This is a genomic window from Afipia sp. GW822-FHT04G07, from assembly GCF_058800765.1.
The window spans coordinates 2,612,699-2,629,035 of the sequence record NZ_JBXAMP010000001.1 but is presented as its reverse complement, the minus strand read 5'-3'; the positions used below and the strand labels follow the sequence as shown (position 1 = coordinate 2,629,035).

Genomic DNA, 16,337 nt, shown 5'->3' with positions numbered 1-16,337 from the left:
GTGTCCCGTATCCGACGTTCGCTTCACGTTGCAGCGCATTCCGGGCGAACGTCGGATACGAAAGGACACTTGCAAAATATAATTCTAATGATCCTTCGGTTCTGACATTCGTAAAGTGCCCGCAAAGATGCGATACGAATGTCAGAACCGGATCATTAGCGATTGTCCGGTCGTGCCAAATCCGGCAAGAAGACCGCCTGTGTCCGTTTCCTTGAACTCTTCAGGTGTCTCGATGAAAGCCATTCTCTGCTCGCAGTATTGCGGTCCCGACGATCTGGTGTTGAGCGATATTCCCGATCCGATCCCGGGGCCGGGCGAAGTCGTCATCGCGATCAAGGCGGCGGCGCTGAATTTTTTCGACCTGCTGATGATCCAGGGAAAATATCAGGTGAAGCCGCCGTTTCCGTTTTCACCGGCCGCTGAAATCGCGGGCGTGGTCGAAAGCGTCGGCGCGGGCGTGACCGATCTCAAGCCGGGCGATCGGGTCGCTGCGTCCTGCGGGCACAACGGCGCGCGGCAGAAGATCGCGCTGCCCGCGAGTGCGGCTGTGAAGATCCCGGACAATCTCGACTTCGACCGCGCCGCCGGCGTCATCGTGATCTACGGCACCGCACTTCATGCGCTGGAGGATCGCGCCGATCCGAAACCGGGCGAGACGCTCGCGGTGTTCGGCGCGGCGGGCGGCGTCGGCCTTGCCGCCTGCGAACTCGGCAAGGTGCTCGGACTGAAGGTGATCGCCTGCGCGTCGAGCGACGAGAAACTTGAATTCGCCAAGAAGCACGGCGCGGATCTCACCATCAACTACGCCAAGGAAGATCTGAGGGAAGCGCTCAAGAAGGCCGGCGGCGAAAAGGGCATCGACATCGTGTTCGATCCGGTCGGCGGCGCTTATGCTGAAACCGGCGTGCGCTCGCTCGGATGGAAGGGACGCTTCCTGGTGATCGGGTTCGCCGCCGGAGAAATTCCGAAGATCCCGCTCAATCTCGCATTGCTCAAGGGCTGCGACATTCGCGGCGTGTTCTGGGGCGCGCACATGAAGCGCGAGCCGAAGCAGGGCCGCGCCGCGCTCGAAAAGCTGATGAAGTGGGCGGCGGAGGGAAAGATTTCATCCCACGTCGACAGCACTTTCCCGCTGGAGAAAACCACCGACGCCCTCAAGGTGCTTGCCGAGCGCAAGGCCATGGGCAAGGTGATCCTGCATCCGTGAGATGAAGCAAAGTATTGAATTCTCGACGTCATGGCCGGGCTTGTCCCGGCCATCCACGTCTTGCGAAAGTTAAATCAAGGAAGGCGTGGTTGCCGGCACAAGGCCGGGCATGACGAGTTGAGACATCTTACCAAACTCAGCCTTCCGCCTCATCCAGCCCACGCGTCATTGCGGTGTGCGCAGCCGCGCGATGCTCCGGGGTGATATGGCTCGACACCATCCGGATCGCGGTGGCGAGCACCGCCGCGTCATCGGTGAAGCCGAGGATCGGCAGCACGTCGGGAACGAAGTCGAACGGCAGCACGAAATACGCGATGGCGCCGAGCAGCGCCGCCTGCACATGGCGCGGCGTCTCGCGGTCGAACGCGCAATAATACGCGGCGAGCAGATCCTCGGCGAAAGGCAGCCTGGTCGCGACGCGCTTCAGCTTGATCCAGAATCCCTTGCGCACGCGCTCGGGATCTTTCGCAAGCTTCTCGGCCGGACCGAAATGCACCGTGTCGTCGGACGTCATGGTCGGGTTCCCTCAGGCGGTTGCTCGCGGCAACGCGCTTCCATCAGATAAGAACCGCACAACCCGCTACAAGACGGCGATCTCAGCCCGCGATCCTGTTCATGGCCTCGGCCAGCGCGATGTCGCGGCTGGTGACCCCGCCGGCGTCGTGGGTGGAGAGCACCACCTCGACGGTCTTGTAGACGTTGCGCCACTCCGGATGATGGTCGCTTTTCTCGGCGACCAGCGCCGCGCGGGTCATGAACCCGAACGCCTCGTTGAAATCCTTGAACGTGAACGCCCGGGCGATGGCGTCGCGGCCGGGCACATCCGACCAGCCGTTCAGTTTTGCCAGCGCCGCCGCGCGCGCCTCGGCAGAGAGCCGTTCAACCATTGCTGTCTCCTTCGTTCACCTGAACTTTACAGCCAGTGTCCTGAATCCGAAGTTCGCCTCATCTTGCGGCATCTCCATAGCGAACTTCGGATTCAAAAGGACACTGGAAATCATGGATTCTAGTGTGGTTTTGGCTCGCAAGTCCGCAAAAGGCCGTGCTGTAGAAATGATGCGGACTTGCGAGCCACCACACTAGGCCTTGTCATCCCAAACAAATACCGACAGCAATGGGTCCGTTCACCACGGAAAAGCCTTCCGGCTGGCGCTAACCATGACCCATATGGAACCTGCAAGTATCCCATTCCTCTGGTATGATGCGGCCGAACGCCGGACGCGTGGTGAACCATGAGCTTGAGCGACATGTTTTCCAGATCGACGGCAGCCGAGCTTCCGCGACAGCCCGGTGCCCCCCGGCCGCACAAGATGAAGGCCATGCTGGTGGTGGTCGCCGCCGTGCTGGCGACCGTGGCCGCCGTGGTCGGCGCGACCTATTACCTGAACCGTCCGGTCCATTTGCGGATTGCGGTCGGACCTCCCTACAGCGATGACGTCAAGGTCATCCAGTCGATCGCGCAGACCCTGTCGCGCGAGCGCAAGTATGTGCGGCTTCGCCCGATCGTCACCGACGGCACCAGCGCCAGCGCGGCGAGCCTCAACGCCGGCACTGCCGATCTCGCGGTGGTCCGCGGCGACGTCGAACTGCCGAAGGATGCGCAGGCCATCGCCAGCATCCGGAAGAATTTCGCCGTGCTGTGGGCCATTGGCACCGGAAAGAAAAAAGGCGGCATCACCAAGATCGAGCAGCTCGCCGGAAAACGCATCGGCGTGATCGGCCGCACCCAGGCCAACGTCAATCTGCTGAAGGTGATCCTGACGCAATCCGGCGTGAAGCCCGAGAGCGTTCACGTGGTGCAGTTCACCACCACCGGCTTCGCCGAGGCGGTCAAGAATGAAAAGCTCGACGCCTTCCTCGCGGTCGGGCCGCTCAACAGCAAGATCACCGCGGACGCTATCGCGGCCACCACCCGCGACGGGAAGGAAGCCACGTTCCTGACGCTGGATACCGCCGACGCCATCGCGCAAAAATTTCCGGTCTATGAGTCCGGCGAAATTCCCGCCGGCACGTTCGGCGCAAAGCCGGTCCGGCCCGACGACAAGATCGACACCATCGCGTTCGCGCATCACATCGTCGCGCGGAAATCGCTGTCGGAAACCACCGCCGGCGCGCTGACCCGCGAACTGTTCTCGATCCGGCAGGCGGTTCAGAACGAATTCCCGCAGACCGCGAAGCTCGAGACGCCGGACACCGACAAGGACGCCGCGATTCCGGCGCATCCGGGTGCTGCGGCCTATGTCGACGGGGAGGAAAAAAGCTTCCTCGACAAGTACAGCGATTACATCTGGGGCAGCCTGATGGCGCTGTCCGCGCTCGGCTCGGCCGGCGCGTGGTTTGCGAGCTATCTGCGCAAGGACGAGCGCGTCACCAATTCAGGCCTGCGCGAACGCCTGCTGGAAATGCTGACCGCCGCGCGAAAAACCACCTCGATCGACGAACTCGACGCCATGCAGGCGGAGGCCGACGAGATCATGCGCGAGACGCTGCATTGCTTCGAGGACGGCGCCATCGAGGAGGGTTCGCTGACCGCTTTCAGCATCGCGCTGGAGCAGTTCCACAACGCGGTGGCCGACCGGAAGGCGTTTTTGATCGATATGCCCGACAATTCGCCCCGGGTGGCCCGGAGTCAGGTGGCCTGAGGCCTGTTTTGAGGTCTTTTTTGGCGGTTTAAGCAAACCCGCGAAAAGGCCAAAAACAGCCGCTTTGCCGATTGTTTTTGAGCGATTTCTGACTATATTGCGCCGCAACGGTATCGAGTGCCCGGTTCATCATGGACCGGGCAAGCTCTTTTTTGGGCAGACTCTTTTTGAAGAGTTCTCTCCCGTGCAACCGCCACCTTTTGCGGACCGCGCTGACAGCGGCCAGAACGAAACGAACATGAATCTGCGAAACATCGCCATCATCGCCCACGTCGACCATGGCAAGACGACCCTCGTCGACAAGCTGCTCCAGCAATCCGGCACCTACCGCGACAACCAGCGGCAGGTCGAGCGCGCGATGGACTCCAACGACATCGAACGCGAGCGCGGCATCACCATTCTGGCCAAGTGCACCTCGGTCGAGTGGGAAGACACCCGCATCAACATCGTCGACACGCCGGGCCACGCCGATTTCGGCGGCGAGGTCGAGCGCATCCTGTCGATGGTCGACGGCGTGATCGTTCTCGTCGACGCCGCCGAAGGCCCGATGCCGCAGACCAAGTTCGTGGTCGGCAAGGCGCTCAAGCTCGGCCTCAAGCCGATCGTCGCCATCAACAAGGTCGATCGTCCCGACGCGCGCGTCATCGAAGTCGTCAATGAAGTGTTCGACCTGTTCGCGGCGCTCGACGCCACCGACGATCAGCTCGATTTCCCGATTCTCTACGGCTCCGGCAAGAACGGCTGGATGGGCACCACTGCCGAGGACAACGGCAACGGTATGCGGCCGCTGTTTGATCTCGTCATCAAGCATGTCGCGCCGCCGGTGGTCGAAGAAGGTCCGTTCCGTCTCCTCGGCACCATTCTCGAAGCCAACCCCTATCTCGGCCGCATCATCACCGGCCGCATCGCGTCCGGATCGGTGAAGCCGAACCAGGCGGTGAAGGTGCTGTCGCGCGACGGCAAGACGGTCGAAACCGGCCGCATCACCAAGATCCTCGCGTTCCGCGGCCTCGAGCGCCAGCCGGTCGAGCTCGCAGAAGCCGGCGACATCGTCGCCATCGCGGGCCTCACCAAGGGCACCGTCGCCGACACGTTCTGCGATCCCACCGTCGACACGCCGATCCAGGCGCAGCCGATCGATCCGCCGACCGTGTCGATGTCGTTCATCGTCAACAACTCGCCGCTCGCCGGCACCGAAGGCGACAAGGTCACCAGCCGCCTGATCCGCGACCGCCTGCTGCGCGAAGCCGAAGGCAACGTCGCGCTGCGCGTGGTTGAAGCCGCCGACAAGGACTCGATGGAAGTGTCGGGCCGCGGCGAATTGCAGCTCGCGATCCTGATCGAGAACATGCGCCGCGAAGGCTTCGAACTGTCCGTGTCGCGTCCGCGCGTCGTTCTGACCAAGGACGACAACGGCCAGCTGCTTGAGCCGATCGAGGAAGTCGTGGTCGACGTCGACGAGGAATTCTCCGGCGTGGTCGTGCAGAAGATGAGCGAGCGCAAGGCCGAGATGATCGAGATGCGCCCCTCCGGCGGCAACCGTCTGCGTCTGGTGTTCTACGCGCCGACGCGCGGCCTGATCGGCTATCAGGGCGAACTGATGACCGACACCCGCGGCACGGCGATCATGAACCGCCTGTTCCACGACTACCTGCCCTACAAGGGCGACATCCAGGGCCGCCGCAACGGCGTGCTGATTTCCAACGATCAGGGCGAAGCCGTCGCTTACGCCATGTTCAAGCTGGAAGACCGCGGCCCGATGATGATCGAGCCGGGCTGGAAGGTCTACAAGGGCATGATCGTCGGCGAGCACACCCGCGAGAACGATCTCGAGATCAACGTGCTCAAGGGCAAGCAGCTCACCAACATCCGCACGACGTCGAAGGATGAAGCGGTGCGTCTGACGCCGCCGATCCGCATGACGCTGGAAAAGGCGCTGGCCTACATCGAGAACGACGAGCTGGTGGAAATCACCCCGAAGTCGATCCGCCTGCGCAAGCGTCACCTCGACGCCAACGACCGCAAGCGCGCCGAGAAGACCAAGGAAGCGCTGGTCGCGGGCTAACACGCCCTCGGCCGTCTTCCTCTTCGTCGCACGCGCTTTTCGCATATCCCAACATGTCGTCCCGGCGAACGCCGGGGCGACGTTTTTTTGTAGTGACGAGTTCGCGAGGTTACGGCTGCACCGGCCGCTGAAGCGCAACCAGCGCCGCGCTCAGCACCAGCGCTGCCGTCGAGACGGCGAGTGCGGAGGACAGACTGCCCGTGGCGTCGGTGATCGCGCCGGTGACGAACGGGCCGAGCGTCTGCCCGAGGCCGAAGTCGATGGTCAGAATGCTGATGATTTTGGGCCAGGCTGCCGGCGGGTAACTGAGGCGCGCAAAAGCCGTGGTGGCGGCAACCACCGGAAAGAACGCCAGCCCGAACACGAAAGCCGAGGCGATCAGCAGCAACGGCGATGTTCCGAGCAATGCGATGAAGGTGCCCACGCACGTGACGGCGATCATGATCGCGGTGGTGAGGCCGCCATTGTTCCGTCCCATCAGGCCGCGCCATAGCCATGGCCCGACAAACGACATCACGCCGATCAGGCACCAGAAGCCGCTCTGCGCGAGGGCATCGCCGCCGCCGTCGCGCACATAGGCGATCATGAAGGTCATGTAGGCGATGTAGCCCGCGCCGAAAAAGAAATAGCCGATGAGATAAAGGGCGATCGGCCGCAGCTGAATGGACGCCGGCGTTGACGCCTCTTCGTTCGCGGGGATGTCGATGCGATTGAACAGCAGCGGAATCATCATCGCTGCGGAAATGATCGTTAGCGCCGTCCAGACGATCCACCACGAACCGGGACCGAAATATTGCAGCAGGAAGGGTGCTGCCAGTCCCGATGCGATCAGGCCTGTGCCCGGTCCGGTATAGAACAGGCTGAGCAGCAAGGCCGATTGCGCCGGCCGCGATTGCGCGATGGTGGCCGCGAGCGCGCCGCCGCCGACGAAGGCCGCCGCGGCGCCAAGACCCGAGAGCAGACGCCCGAAACTGAAGATGACGACGTTGCCGGACAGCGCGCAAATCATTAGCGATATGACGCAGGCCAGCGCGCCGATCCATGTCGCGCGGAACAGGCCGACGCGGCGGATAAAGGAAGCCGCGCCCAGCGCGCCGGCGAGATAGCCGATGGCGTTGACCGTGTTCATGAAGCCCGCGGTCGAATAGGACCAGCCGAGCGCGTCGCGCATGTCCGGCAGCACCAGCGAATAGGCGAAGCGGCCGATGCCGAGCCCGATGGCGGGCGCCAGCGACAGGATCAGGATCATGCGCAGGGGGCGCGCGAACGGGGTGGAATCGGGGAGTGTCACGGGAAATGCTCCGGCAGGACGGCCACTTTGGCAGCTTCGGCTGGTCTTGACCAATCGTGTAAGGGCAATGGTGTCTTGCCAATTCTGCAAGGGCGCTTTAGCAAGTCCGCGCGAATTGCGGACAATCCTCAATTCCTGAAAATGCAGACAATCCAAGATTCCAAAGGCATATCGATCATGGCGACGCACAAGCTGCTGCTTCTTCCCGGCGACGGTATCGGCACCGAAGTGATGGCGGAGGTGACGCGTGTCATCGACTGGTTCGGCAAGCGCGGCATTGCGAAATTCGAGACCGAGCAGGGTCTGGTCGGCGGATCGAGCTACGATGCCGACAAGGTTGCGATCACCGACGCCACCATGGCGCGCGCGCAGGCGGCGGACGCGGTGATCTTCGGCGCGGTCGGCGGCCCGAAGTGGGCGGACGTTCCTTATGAAGCGCGCCCCGAAGCGGGCCTCTTGCGCCTGCGCAAGGACATGGCGCTGTTCGCCAATCTGCGTCCGGCGATCTGCTATCCGGCGCTGGCGGAATCCTCGAGCCTCAAGAAAGAAGTTGTCGAGGGGCTCGACATCATGATCGTGCGCGAACTCACCGGCGGTGTTTACTTCGGCGAGCCGAAGACCATCACCGATCTTGGCAACGGCCAGAAGCGCGCCGTCGATACGCAGGTCTACGACACCTACGAGATCGAGCGCATCACGCGCGTCGCGTTCGAACTGGCGCGCAAGCGCCGCAACAAGATGACGTCGATGGAAAAGCACAACGTCATGAAGAGCGGCGTGTTGTGGAAGGAAGTCGTGACGCAAGTGCATGCGCGCGAATACAAGGACGTCCAGCTTGAGCATCAGCTCGCCGATTCCGGCGCGATGCAGCTCGTGCGTCAGCCCAAGCAGTTCGACGTCATCGTCACCGACAATCTGTTCGGCGACATTCTCTCGGATATCGCGGCGATGCTGACCGGTTCGCTCGGCATGCTGCCGTCGGCATCATTGGGCGAGGTCGATCCGAAAACCAAAAAGCGCAAGGCGCTGTACGAGCCGGTGCATGGTTCGGCGCCGGACATCGCGGGCAAGGGATTGGCCAATCCGGTCGCGATGCTGACCTCGTTCGGCATGGCGCTGCGTTATTCGTTCGACATGCCGAAGGAAGCGGACCTGATCGATCAAGCCATCGCATCGACGCTGGCGAAGGGGCTGCGCACCGGCGATATCAAGTCCGAGGGCTCGACCGTGGTCAGCACATCGCAGATGGGCGAGGCGATTGTTGCCGAACTGGACGCTCTGACCGCGTGACACCATTTCGCCTTATGGGGCGAAGTTCGTCACCGGATCGCCTTATGAAAAATGCCCGGCTCGCGCCGGGCATTTTTGTTGGGGCATGACCCCAAAACCGGAGATCAGTACAGCGGGAACGGGAACGGCGTGCCGGTGTCCCACTGATCGCCGAGCGGACGGCGGCTGGTGTACAGCCGGTCGATCTGCTGGCCGTAGGAGTAGCCGGGCGGGAAGGCGTAATCGGTGAACTTGCGCTCGCCGGGACGCACTTCGGTGCCGGCGTCGAGCCAGGAGCGGCGCGTCACGTAAACGCGGGTCCGGCCTCTCTGGTAGGACGAGTTGACTGCTTTGCGCGGCGGACCGTCATAGGTCGGGTCGTCCTGAATGACGCGTTTCCGGGTCTGGGCATCGGCGGCGGTAACCCCGAATCCGGCGGTCGCAATCGCGGCCGTTGCCAGCAATATCGCCAGTGTTTTCGCGCCCGGGTACTTCAAAGCCATTGAATCCTCGTCACATTCTCAATTGCGCCGCACCATACCCGTTTCCGGTAGCCTCCCACAAGGACCAATGGGCCACACTTGCCAGAGGATCGTTCCGCCCGTGCTCAAGATAGGGCGGGAAGGTGCGATTCCAGTCTTCAGAGGCGGCGAGGCGGTCGCGGCGGCCGTGTGTCCGTGGTCTGCGACACGGGCTCAGCGCTGCAACGCGCGGAGCGCTTTATTCGTTCCTCGAAGAAGGATTGCGCCGCCGCCGTCGGCAGCACGCCCTTCAGCGTGATGCGGTCGATCATGCAGGCCAGCGTATGGAAGTTCGGGCGCGCGCCGCTGGCTTCGCAATACCAGCCCTTGATGTAGACGGCGGTGGTGTCGAAGCGGCTGAGATACGAGACGCAGAGCTTGGTCTGGCCGTCGGAGTTGATCTGGAAATTCGCGGCGCGGACCGGCCCGAAGCGGGTTTGAAGATCGTAGTAGTTGCTCACCCCTCCCATATAGGCCGTGCGCAGCAGCGGACGCAGGCTGGACATCTCCGACGAATAGTCACGGACGACCGGCGTATCCGGATTGGACGGCATGTTGACCACGAGGGTGAAGTCGGTGTTGCGGTCGTAAACCTGGCCGTATTGCACGGTTTCCTGCCATCCCGCGTTGAATTTCGCCGAGTTGCGCGTGGATGACAGCCGCGCGATGTCAGGCGACGTGATCTCGAAAGAGGCCTTGGTGCTGACGCGGGTCGGCTGATCGAAGAAATTCGAGACACGTATGATCGTCGTGCCGATGAGGGCGAGTACAATCGTTCCTACAGCGTAGAAGGAATAGCGTACCGCCTTGCCGGCGTAATTGCCGGCGGTTTCGATATGGCCTCGCTCGAAAGACATTGTCCGATTCCTGAATTCCAGAATTTCAGTTTGCAGAATTTCAATCTTGTGTGAGTCCGCCGCGAAGCGGCGGCGCGTCGCGGGTGGTGATCCAGTTGGCCGAAGCCCATTTCGCGGAAGCCGTGGTCATGGTGCTGCAAGTGTCGCGTTTCAATTCGGCTCGCGCGAACAGTTCGGCCATCCTGGGATCGTTGCCCGCCGACAGCAGCGTCAGCCGGTTCAGCGTGCAGCCGAGAAATGCCCTCTGGCCGCTCAGCGTGTCGGCCTGACAGGCCCACCCGCTGATCCTGAGGTTGGGCGCGGTGAAGGTTTTGACGAACCCAAGGCAGGCCTGCTTGCCGGGAAGGGCAGCCCCGCTCAAACGCAGCAGCGTGACCCGTCCGAATTTGGTGTCGATGACGCCCGCGGGCTCGATGTCGCCGGTCAGGTCCCTGGTCGGATGACCGGCCATCCGGGCCGCGACGTCGGCGTCGGCGGCGGCAAAGCCGTCGAGTTCGCCGCCGGGACGGTAGATTTCGACCTCGGCGGTCGGCGGCTCACTCGCCGTAAGCGCCCAGCGCAGGGTGTCCTTGCGGCCCCCTTCCGGGTGCCGCAGGATTTCGTAAGCATCTGTTCTGTCGGATAAATCCAGCTTGCTGATCGCGAATGCCGGATGCGGCCGGCTGGCCGGTGTCCAGCCGCGCAGAGCCGGCATCTGGGTGTTGGCGGCAACCGGGGCTGCCGAGAACAGATCAACGGCGAGAACCGCGAGGACCGTGAGGCCGCAGATATAGGCCAGGATGCGCACCGCGACCGCGCCGCATTCGTCGGCGAAGCTGCGCAGCGCCGGATGGATACCGGAGGTGTTCAGGACAGGCTGGTCGAGCGCGGTCGGGTTCATGGGCGACTCTGGGCGGACGTTCTGTTCCGGTCTTTGAAAACGGGAACGAGCCACCGCCGTAGCCACGGATCGCGAACTTCCGCCGCTTGACGCCAGACCTGCCCCCGCAGTTGCTTCTGCGTTGTATTTGGGCGGTTTTTCGCATAGAAGCGCTGCCTCTTCCCTTTCCGCGGACGGTCAGGGCGAGGCTTTTTTCTTCGGAGAGTCAACGATGGGTTACAAGGTTGCGCTAGTTGGAGCGACCGGCAACGTGGGCCGGGAAATGCTCAACATTCTGGACGAACGCAAGTTTCCTGCTGATGAGGTGGTGGCACTCGCCTCGCGCCGCAGCATGGGCGTCGAGGTGTCCTATGGCGACCGCACCCTGAAATGCAAAGCGCTCGAGCATTACGATTTCAGCGATGTCGACATCTGCTTGATGTCGGCGGGCGGAGCCGTGTCCAAGGAGTGGTCGCCGAAGATCGCTGCTGCCGGCGCTGTCGTGATCGACAATTCCTCGACCTGGCGCATGGACCCGGATGTTCCACTGATCGTGCCTGAAGTGAACGCCGATGCTGTCGCGGGCTTCACGAAGAAGGGCATCATCGCCAATCCGAATTGCTCGACCGCGCAACTCGTGGTCGCGCTGAAGCCGCTGCACGACAAGGCGGTGATCAAGCGCGTGGTGGTGTCGACCTATCAGTCGGTGTCCGGCGCGGGCAAGGATGCGATGGACGAGTTGTTCACGCAGACCAAGGCCGTCTATACCAACAGCGAACTCATCAATAAGAAATTCCCGAAGCGGATCGCGTTCAACGTGATTCCGGAAATCGACGTGTTCATGGAGGACGGCTACACCAAGGAAGAGTGGAAGATGATGATGGAGACCAAGAAAATTCTTGATCCCAAAATCAAGATGTCCGCGACCTGCGTGCGCGTCCCGGTGTTTGTCGGCCATTCGGAATCGGTGAACATCGAATTCGAGAATCCGATTTCGGCCGATGAAGCCCGCGACATCCTGCGCAATGCGCCGGGCTGTCTCGTGATCGACAAGCGCGAACCGGGCGGCTACGTCACGCCGTATGAAGCTGCGGGCGAGGACGCCACCTACATCAGCCGTATCCGCGAGGATGCCACGGTGGAGAACGGCCTCGTGCTGTGGTGCGTGTCGGACAACCTGCGCAAGGGCGCCGCGCTGAACGCGGTCCAGATCGCAGAATGTCTCGTCAACCGCAAGCTGATCAGCGCGAAGAAAAAAGCGGCTTAAGCAAACCGGCACGGGTGGGGGGATGTCAGAGAAACCTTCGGAGCATCCCACACCCGCTGCCTACCAGCCGAATCCTTCGCTGAAGCGGGCCGAATACGGTTTCGAAACGGTTTTGTTCAACAGCCGGTGGCTGATGGCGCCGTTCTATCTCGGCCTCGTCGTCAGCCTTGTGGTGCTGCTCTACAAATTCGTGCTGCTGCTGATCGAGTTTGTGCTTCACGCGCCGGCGGCGAAGGAATCCGACATCATTCTCGGCGTGCTGTCGCTGATCGACGTGTCGCTGACGGGCAACCTGATCCTGATCGTGGTGTTCTCGGGCTACGAGAATTTCGTGTCACGGATCGATCCGCGCGGCCATCCGGACTGGCCGGAATGGATGACCAAGGTCGACTTCGCGGGGTTGAAGCAAAAATTGCTGGCGTCGATCGTCGCGATTTCGGCGATCCAGGTGCTCAAGGCTTTCATGAATATCGACGTGGCGTTCGATGCGCAGAAGATGGGCTGGCTGGCCGGCATCCATCTCGTGTTCGTGGTTTCGACGCTGCTGATCGTGTGGTCGGACCGGCTCGGCGGCCACGGCGCGTCCGACAAGGCCGGACATTAAACCACTAGTTGCTCAACACGCTGTGATAGACGCGGCTGAACTCGTTCGTGGTCTGATCGACGATCGACAATGAACCTTCGGCGACGCCGAAATAAGCGCCGTGCAGTCGCAGTTTGCCGCTCTCGACGGGACTTTTCACGAACGGAAATGTCATCAGGTTTTCGAGGCTGCGCAGCACCGCTGCCTTCTCGATTCGCGTGACGAATTGCTGCATCGTTTCGTGGTCGCGCTGCTCGACGATTTCACCCGGCTTGACGAACATCGACATCCATTTGCCGATAAAGTCGCCGGGCGTCAGCGGCGCGCTCTTGTCGACGAACGCGCGGATGCCGCCGCACTGCGCATGGCCAAGTACGACGATATGCTTCACCTGCAGGACCTGAACCGCATATTCCAGCGCCGCCGATACGCCATGCGCATTGCCGTCAGGCTGATAGACCGGGACCAGATTGGCGACGTTGCGCGCCACGAACAGTTCGCCGGGACCAGCATCGAAAATCACTTCCGGAGAGACGCGGGAGTCGCAGCACCCGATCACCATGGATTCAGGTGACTGGCCGCCCTGGGACAGTTCGCGATAACGGGACTGTTCGGTGGGCAGGCGCTCGGTGACGAAGGCCTGATAGCCGGCAAGCAGGCGTTCAGGAAAGGGCGACATGGGAAGCCTCGCAAATTTTCCCCCGTTGGCTAACCTAGCTGGCAGCCCGGGACAAGTCTTTCGGGCCGTGATCCGAAGTGCTAACGCAGGCAATCCGAATTCAGGAACAAAACGATGAACCGTCCGCGCCGCAGTGTCTTGTTCATGCCGGGCTCCAATGCACGGGCGCTCGACAAGGCGCGCAACCTTCCGGCCGACGGCGTGATCCTGGATCTTGAGGATTCCGTCGCGCCCGACGCCAAGCCTGTGGCGCGGGACCAGATCGCGGAAGCAGTCGCGGCCAGGGGTTTCGGCAGGCGCGAAATCATCATTCGCATCAACAATCTGGAATCGCCGTGGTGGCAAGACGATCTGGCCATGGCTGCGGCCGCGCGGCCGGACGGAATTCTGGTGCCGAAAATCTCAAGTCCGGATGACGTGAAAAAGCTTGAGGAGCGTCTGCGCGTGCTCAAGGCCGATCCGGCGATCGGCCTCTGGGCGATGATCGAGACGCCGATCGGCGTTCTGTCTGCGGAACAGATTGCGGCCACGGCGCGCGAAGGCGACAAACGGCTTGTGGGCTTCATCATGGGGCCGAACGACATCGCGCGCGAGACGCGGATGCGGATGCTGCCGGGGCGCACGGCGATGCTGCCGCTGTTCGCGCATTGCATCCTGGCCGCGCGGGCTTACGGCCTCGAAATTCTCGACGGCCCCTATAACGACATCAGCGACGTCGCCGGCTTCGCGAAAGAATGCGCGCAGGGCCGCGATATGGGCTTCGACGGCAAGACGCTGATCCATCCGGGCCAGATTGACGCGGCGAACGCGGCCTATACGCCACCGGCGGATGAGATCGCCCGAGCGCGCAAGATCATGGGTGTGTTCGATCTGCCGGAAAACGCCAGCAAGGGTGTGGTTCAGCTCGACGGACAAATGGTCGAACGGCTGCATGTCGAGATGGCGAAGCGCACTATCGCGATTGCTGACGCGATCACGGCTTTGAAGACGAACTAAATTACAACCACGGCCGCGAGGCTTTTTCCTTCGCCTCGAACACGTCGATGGACTGGCCCTTCTCCATCGTGAGGCCGATGTCGTCGAGGCCGTTGAACAGGCAATGCTTGCGGAACGGATCGATCTCGAACTTGATCGTGCCGCCGTCGGGCCCGCGGATTTCCTGCTTTTCGAGATCGACTGTCAGCGTGGCGTTGGCACCGCGGTCGGCGTCGTCGAACAGCTTGTCGAGTTCGTCCTGCGACACCCGGATCGGCAGGATCCCGTTCTTGAAGCAGTTGTTGTAGAAAATATCGCCGAACGACGTCGAGATGACGCAGCGGATGCCGAAGTCGGCCAGCGCCCAGGGCGCGTGTTCGCGGCTCGATCCGCAACCGAAATTGTCGCCGGCCACAAGAATCTTGGCCTTGCGATAGGAAGGCTTGTTGAGCACGAAATCCGGGTTCTCGCTGCCGTCGTCCTTGTAGCGCTGTTCGGAGAACAGGCCCTTGCCGAGGCCAGTGCGCTTGATGGTCTTGAGGTACTGCTTCGGGATGATCATGTCGGTGTCGACATTGATGATCTTCAAGGGTGCCGCCACGCCTTCGAGTGTCGTAAACTTGTCCATGATGTTCCCGTGAACCGGATGCAATTTGAGCTGTTCTAAATACATCATCGTGGCCGTCAAGGCTATGCGCTGAGGGAGGACACATCATGAACGCCATGCGCAGACGTGCGGCGTGCGCTGCGTGAAGGGGCAGATCTTGTCCGAAAACCGGATCCCGCTTTTCGGGATCACGCCTTAGATCACGCTCGCCTCGATGGCCTCCATGTCGTCGTCCGACAGGCCGAAATGGTGGCCGATCTCGTGCACCAGAACGTGCGTGACGATATGGCCGAGCGTCTCGTCATGCTCGGCCCAGTAATCGAGGATGGGGCGACGATAGAGCCAGATCATGTTCGGCATCGGCGCGATATCGCCGCTCGAGCGGAACGGCAGGCCGACGCCCTGGAAGAGCCCGAGCAGATCGAACTCGCTCTGCGCTTTCATCTCCTCGAGAACCTCATCCGAGGGGAAGTCGTCGGTCTGGATGATCAGTCCTTCGCACAGGTCCCGGAAATGTTTGGGCAGGCGCGCGTAGGCGTCATGCGCGATGGATTCGATGTCCTCAAGGGTGGGGGATTTTGCTGTCGGCCACATCGGCCTTGTTTAGAGGGCTTGGCGGGCGGGGCCAAGAGTGCATCGGACGCTGGATTGCCGCAGCAGGGCTTCGACCGGCGGCTTCTTGATGTTGACGCGCCCGTCTCAATCGGAGACGTTGCCGCTCACGGAACGCGAATTGAAAGCACGGGACGCCACCATGATGCGGACTTCGGCAATTCTTTTTGGTCTTTGCGCGGGCGCGATTGCGCTGGCGATGCCAGGCAGTGCACGGGCAGAGACGCCGGCGGTCGCGGCGACGCCACAGGCGCGGACTTCAGGGCCGATGGTGCAGGACTTTTCCGCGCAGAGCCGCAGGGTCATTCGGCGCGCACCGCGCCGCGTCCCGGTCTATCGCGGTTCAAATTATCCGGGGCCGAATTCGGTGCGGGTCTGCAACGCGTATTACGAGCAGGAATACCGTCCGAGCGGAACGGTGATCGTGCCGCGCATGAACTGCCATTGGCGCGGGTAACCCGCACTCCGCGCGATTGTTTTCATAGTCTCATTTTTTCCTGAACGTGCCGATTGCGCCCGCGGCAATCGCCGCCGCGCATAATCCATAAACAGCGATGGCCATCGCCACCTGCGTGAACGTGCCGGCTGTTCCCGGCGTAGTGCCCGGTCCTTGCGACGCGTGGGCATGACCTGCGAGCAACATCATCAATGCATTGCTTGCGAGCATCAATCGTGAGACGTGCGCCATCACAACTCTCCTCTGGTTCCTTTCAGAGATACGCGCCGGTCTTGTTTCAGGTTCACGAACGGCAACGCTGAAAGTGCGTTCATGAATACGGCGCGGACATTCAGGACGCATTCACCTCGCTCTTTTTAGCCTGCTGCCACGTCGTCCGGCGTGGACATGCATCGGCATCGATGGAACGCGATGCGCCGGGGTTCGTTTCAACTCGCAGACCAAGG

Annotated in this window: 18 protein-coding genes; 8 read left to right on the top strand and 10 right to left on the bottom strand. The window is 62.0% G+C overall.

The genetic code is table 11. The annotated features are described in order from the left end of the window. Positions 1 to 232 precede the first annotated feature (232 nt). A complete protein-coding gene (locus AC1RKJ_RS12830; protein ID WP_492791339.1) occupies positions 233 to 1,207 on the top strand; it encodes an NADPH:quinone oxidoreductase family protein in 975 nt (324 codons plus the stop codon). Positions 1,208 to 1,343: 136 nt separating this feature from the next. Here AC1RKJ_RS12830 and AC1RKJ_RS12825 read toward each other — a convergent pair whose 3' ends face one another. Then, positions 1,344 to 1,721, bottom strand: coding sequence for a YkvA family protein (locus AC1RKJ_RS12825; RefSeq protein WP_492791338.1), 378 nt, complete (start codon positions 1,719 to 1,721; stop codon positions 1,344 to 1,346). A gap of 82 nt (positions 1,722 to 1,803) precedes the next feature. Then, complete coding sequence (locus tag AC1RKJ_RS12820) at positions 1,804 to 2,094, bottom strand: 4a-hydroxytetrahydrobiopterin dehydratase (protein WP_492791337.1); 291 nt, start codon at positions 2,092 to 2,094, stop codon at positions 1,804 to 1,806. A gap of 345 nt (positions 2,095 to 2,439) precedes the next feature. Here AC1RKJ_RS12820 and AC1RKJ_RS12815 point away from each other — a divergent pair, with 345 nt between their 5' ends. Both AC1RKJ_RS12815 and typA read left to right on the top strand, forming a co-directional pair. Continuing rightward, entirely contained in the window at positions 2,440 to 3,849 is a 1,410-nt protein-coding gene (locus AC1RKJ_RS12815) for a TAXI family TRAP transporter solute-binding subunit (protein ID WP_492791336.1), read from the top strand. 238 nt (positions 3,850 to 4,087) lie between these two features. Continuing rightward, positions 4,088 to 5,914 carry a translational GTPase TypA gene (typA, locus tag AC1RKJ_RS12810; RefSeq protein WP_492791335.1) on the top strand — a complete coding sequence of 609 codons (1,827 nt, stop codon included), beginning with the start codon at positions 4,088 to 4,090 and terminating at the stop codon, positions 5,912 to 5,914. A gap of 109 nt (positions 5,915 to 6,023) precedes the next feature. Here typA and AC1RKJ_RS12805 read toward each other — a convergent pair whose 3' ends face one another. Beyond that, on the bottom strand, positions 6,024 to 7,205 hold the full coding sequence (locus AC1RKJ_RS12805) for a YbfB/YjiJ family MFS transporter (protein ID WP_492791334.1): 1,182 nt from the start codon (positions 7,203 to 7,205) through the stop codon (positions 6,024 to 6,026). 177 nt (positions 7,206 to 7,382) lie between these two features. Here AC1RKJ_RS12805 and leuB point away from each other — a divergent pair, with 177 nt between their 5' ends. Further along, positions 7,383 to 8,495, top strand: coding sequence for a 3-isopropylmalate dehydrogenase (gene leuB / locus AC1RKJ_RS12800; RefSeq protein ID WP_492791333.1), 1,113 nt, complete (start codon positions 7,383 to 7,385; stop codon positions 8,493 to 8,495). Positions 8,496 to 8,599: 104 nt separating this feature from the next. Here the strand turns inward: leuB and AC1RKJ_RS12795 are convergent, their stop codons facing one another. The 3 genes from AC1RKJ_RS12795 to AC1RKJ_RS12785 form a co-directional block, all read right to left on the bottom strand. After that, positions 8,600 to 8,977, bottom strand: a complete 378-nt coding sequence (locus AC1RKJ_RS12795) for a hypothetical protein (protein ID WP_492791332.1) — start codon at positions 8,975 to 8,977, stop codon at positions 8,600 to 8,602. A 137-nt stretch (positions 8,978 to 9,114) separates the two neighbouring features. Continuing rightward, a complete protein-coding gene (locus tag AC1RKJ_RS12790) occupies positions 9,115 to 9,852 on the bottom strand; it encodes a hypothetical protein (protein ID WP_492791331.1) in 738 nt (245 codons plus the stop codon). A gap of 40 nt (positions 9,853 to 9,892) precedes the next feature. After that, on the bottom strand, positions 9,893 to 10,732 hold the full coding sequence (locus AC1RKJ_RS12785) for a hypothetical protein (RefSeq protein WP_492791330.1): 840 nt from the start codon (positions 10,730 to 10,732) through the stop codon (positions 9,893 to 9,895). A gap of 211 nt (positions 10,733 to 10,943) precedes the next feature. On the opposite strand from AC1RKJ_RS12785, the gene AC1RKJ_RS12780 reads away from it, so the two are divergent. Beyond that, the gene (locus AC1RKJ_RS12780; RefSeq protein WP_492791329.1) at positions 10,944 to 11,978 is read left to right on the top strand and encodes an aspartate-semialdehyde dehydrogenase; all 1,035 of its coding nucleotides are present in this window, start codon (positions 10,944 to 10,946) and stop codon (positions 11,976 to 11,978) included. 22 nt (positions 11,979 to 12,000) lie between these two features. Continuing rightward, complete coding sequence (locus tag AC1RKJ_RS12775; RefSeq protein ID WP_492791328.1) at positions 12,001 to 12,582, top strand: TIGR00645 family protein; 582 nt, start codon at positions 12,001 to 12,003, stop codon at positions 12,580 to 12,582. A 4-nt stretch (positions 12,583 to 12,586) separates the two neighbouring features. Here the strand turns inward: AC1RKJ_RS12775 and AC1RKJ_RS12770 are convergent, their stop codons facing one another. Continuing rightward, positions 12,587 to 13,240, bottom strand: a complete 654-nt coding sequence (locus AC1RKJ_RS12770) for a carbonic anhydrase (RefSeq protein WP_492791327.1) — start codon at positions 13,238 to 13,240, stop codon at positions 12,587 to 12,589. Positions 13,241 to 13,354: 114 nt separating this feature from the next. Here AC1RKJ_RS12770 and AC1RKJ_RS12765 point away from each other — a divergent pair, with 114 nt between their 5' ends. Beyond that, the gene (locus AC1RKJ_RS12765; protein ID WP_492791326.1) at positions 13,355 to 14,236 is read left to right on the top strand and encodes an HpcH/HpaI aldolase/citrate lyase family protein; all 882 of its coding nucleotides are present in this window, start codon (positions 13,355 to 13,357) and stop codon (positions 14,234 to 14,236) included. Between the two features lies 1 nt (position 14,237). Here AC1RKJ_RS12765 and leuD read toward each other — a convergent pair whose 3' ends face one another. Both leuD and AC1RKJ_RS12755 read right to left on the bottom strand, forming a co-directional pair. After that, on the bottom strand, positions 14,238 to 14,843 hold the full coding sequence (gene leuD, locus AC1RKJ_RS12760) for a 3-isopropylmalate dehydratase small subunit (RefSeq protein ID WP_492791325.1): 606 nt from the start codon (positions 14,841 to 14,843) through the stop codon (positions 14,238 to 14,240). A gap of 174 nt (positions 14,844 to 15,017) precedes the next feature. After that, a complete protein-coding gene (locus tag AC1RKJ_RS12755) occupies positions 15,018 to 15,416 on the bottom strand; it encodes a metallopeptidase family protein (RefSeq protein ID WP_492791324.1) in 399 nt (132 codons plus the stop codon). Positions 15,417 to 15,576: 160 nt separating this feature from the next. On the opposite strand from AC1RKJ_RS12755, the gene AC1RKJ_RS12750 reads away from it, so the two are divergent. Further along, positions 15,577 to 15,891 (top strand): hypothetical protein, encoded by a 315-nt coding sequence (locus tag AC1RKJ_RS12750; RefSeq protein ID WP_492791323.1) that lies wholly within the window; start codon positions 15,577 to 15,579, stop codon positions 15,889 to 15,891. Between the two features lie 30 nt (positions 15,892 to 15,921). On the opposite strand, the gene AC1RKJ_RS12745 is transcribed toward AC1RKJ_RS12750, so the two are convergent. Next, positions 15,922 to 16,233 (bottom strand): hypothetical protein, encoded by a 312-nt coding sequence (locus AC1RKJ_RS12745; RefSeq protein WP_492791322.1) that lies wholly within the window; start codon positions 16,231 to 16,233, stop codon positions 15,922 to 15,924. Positions 16,234 to 16,337: the final 104 nt, after the last annotated feature.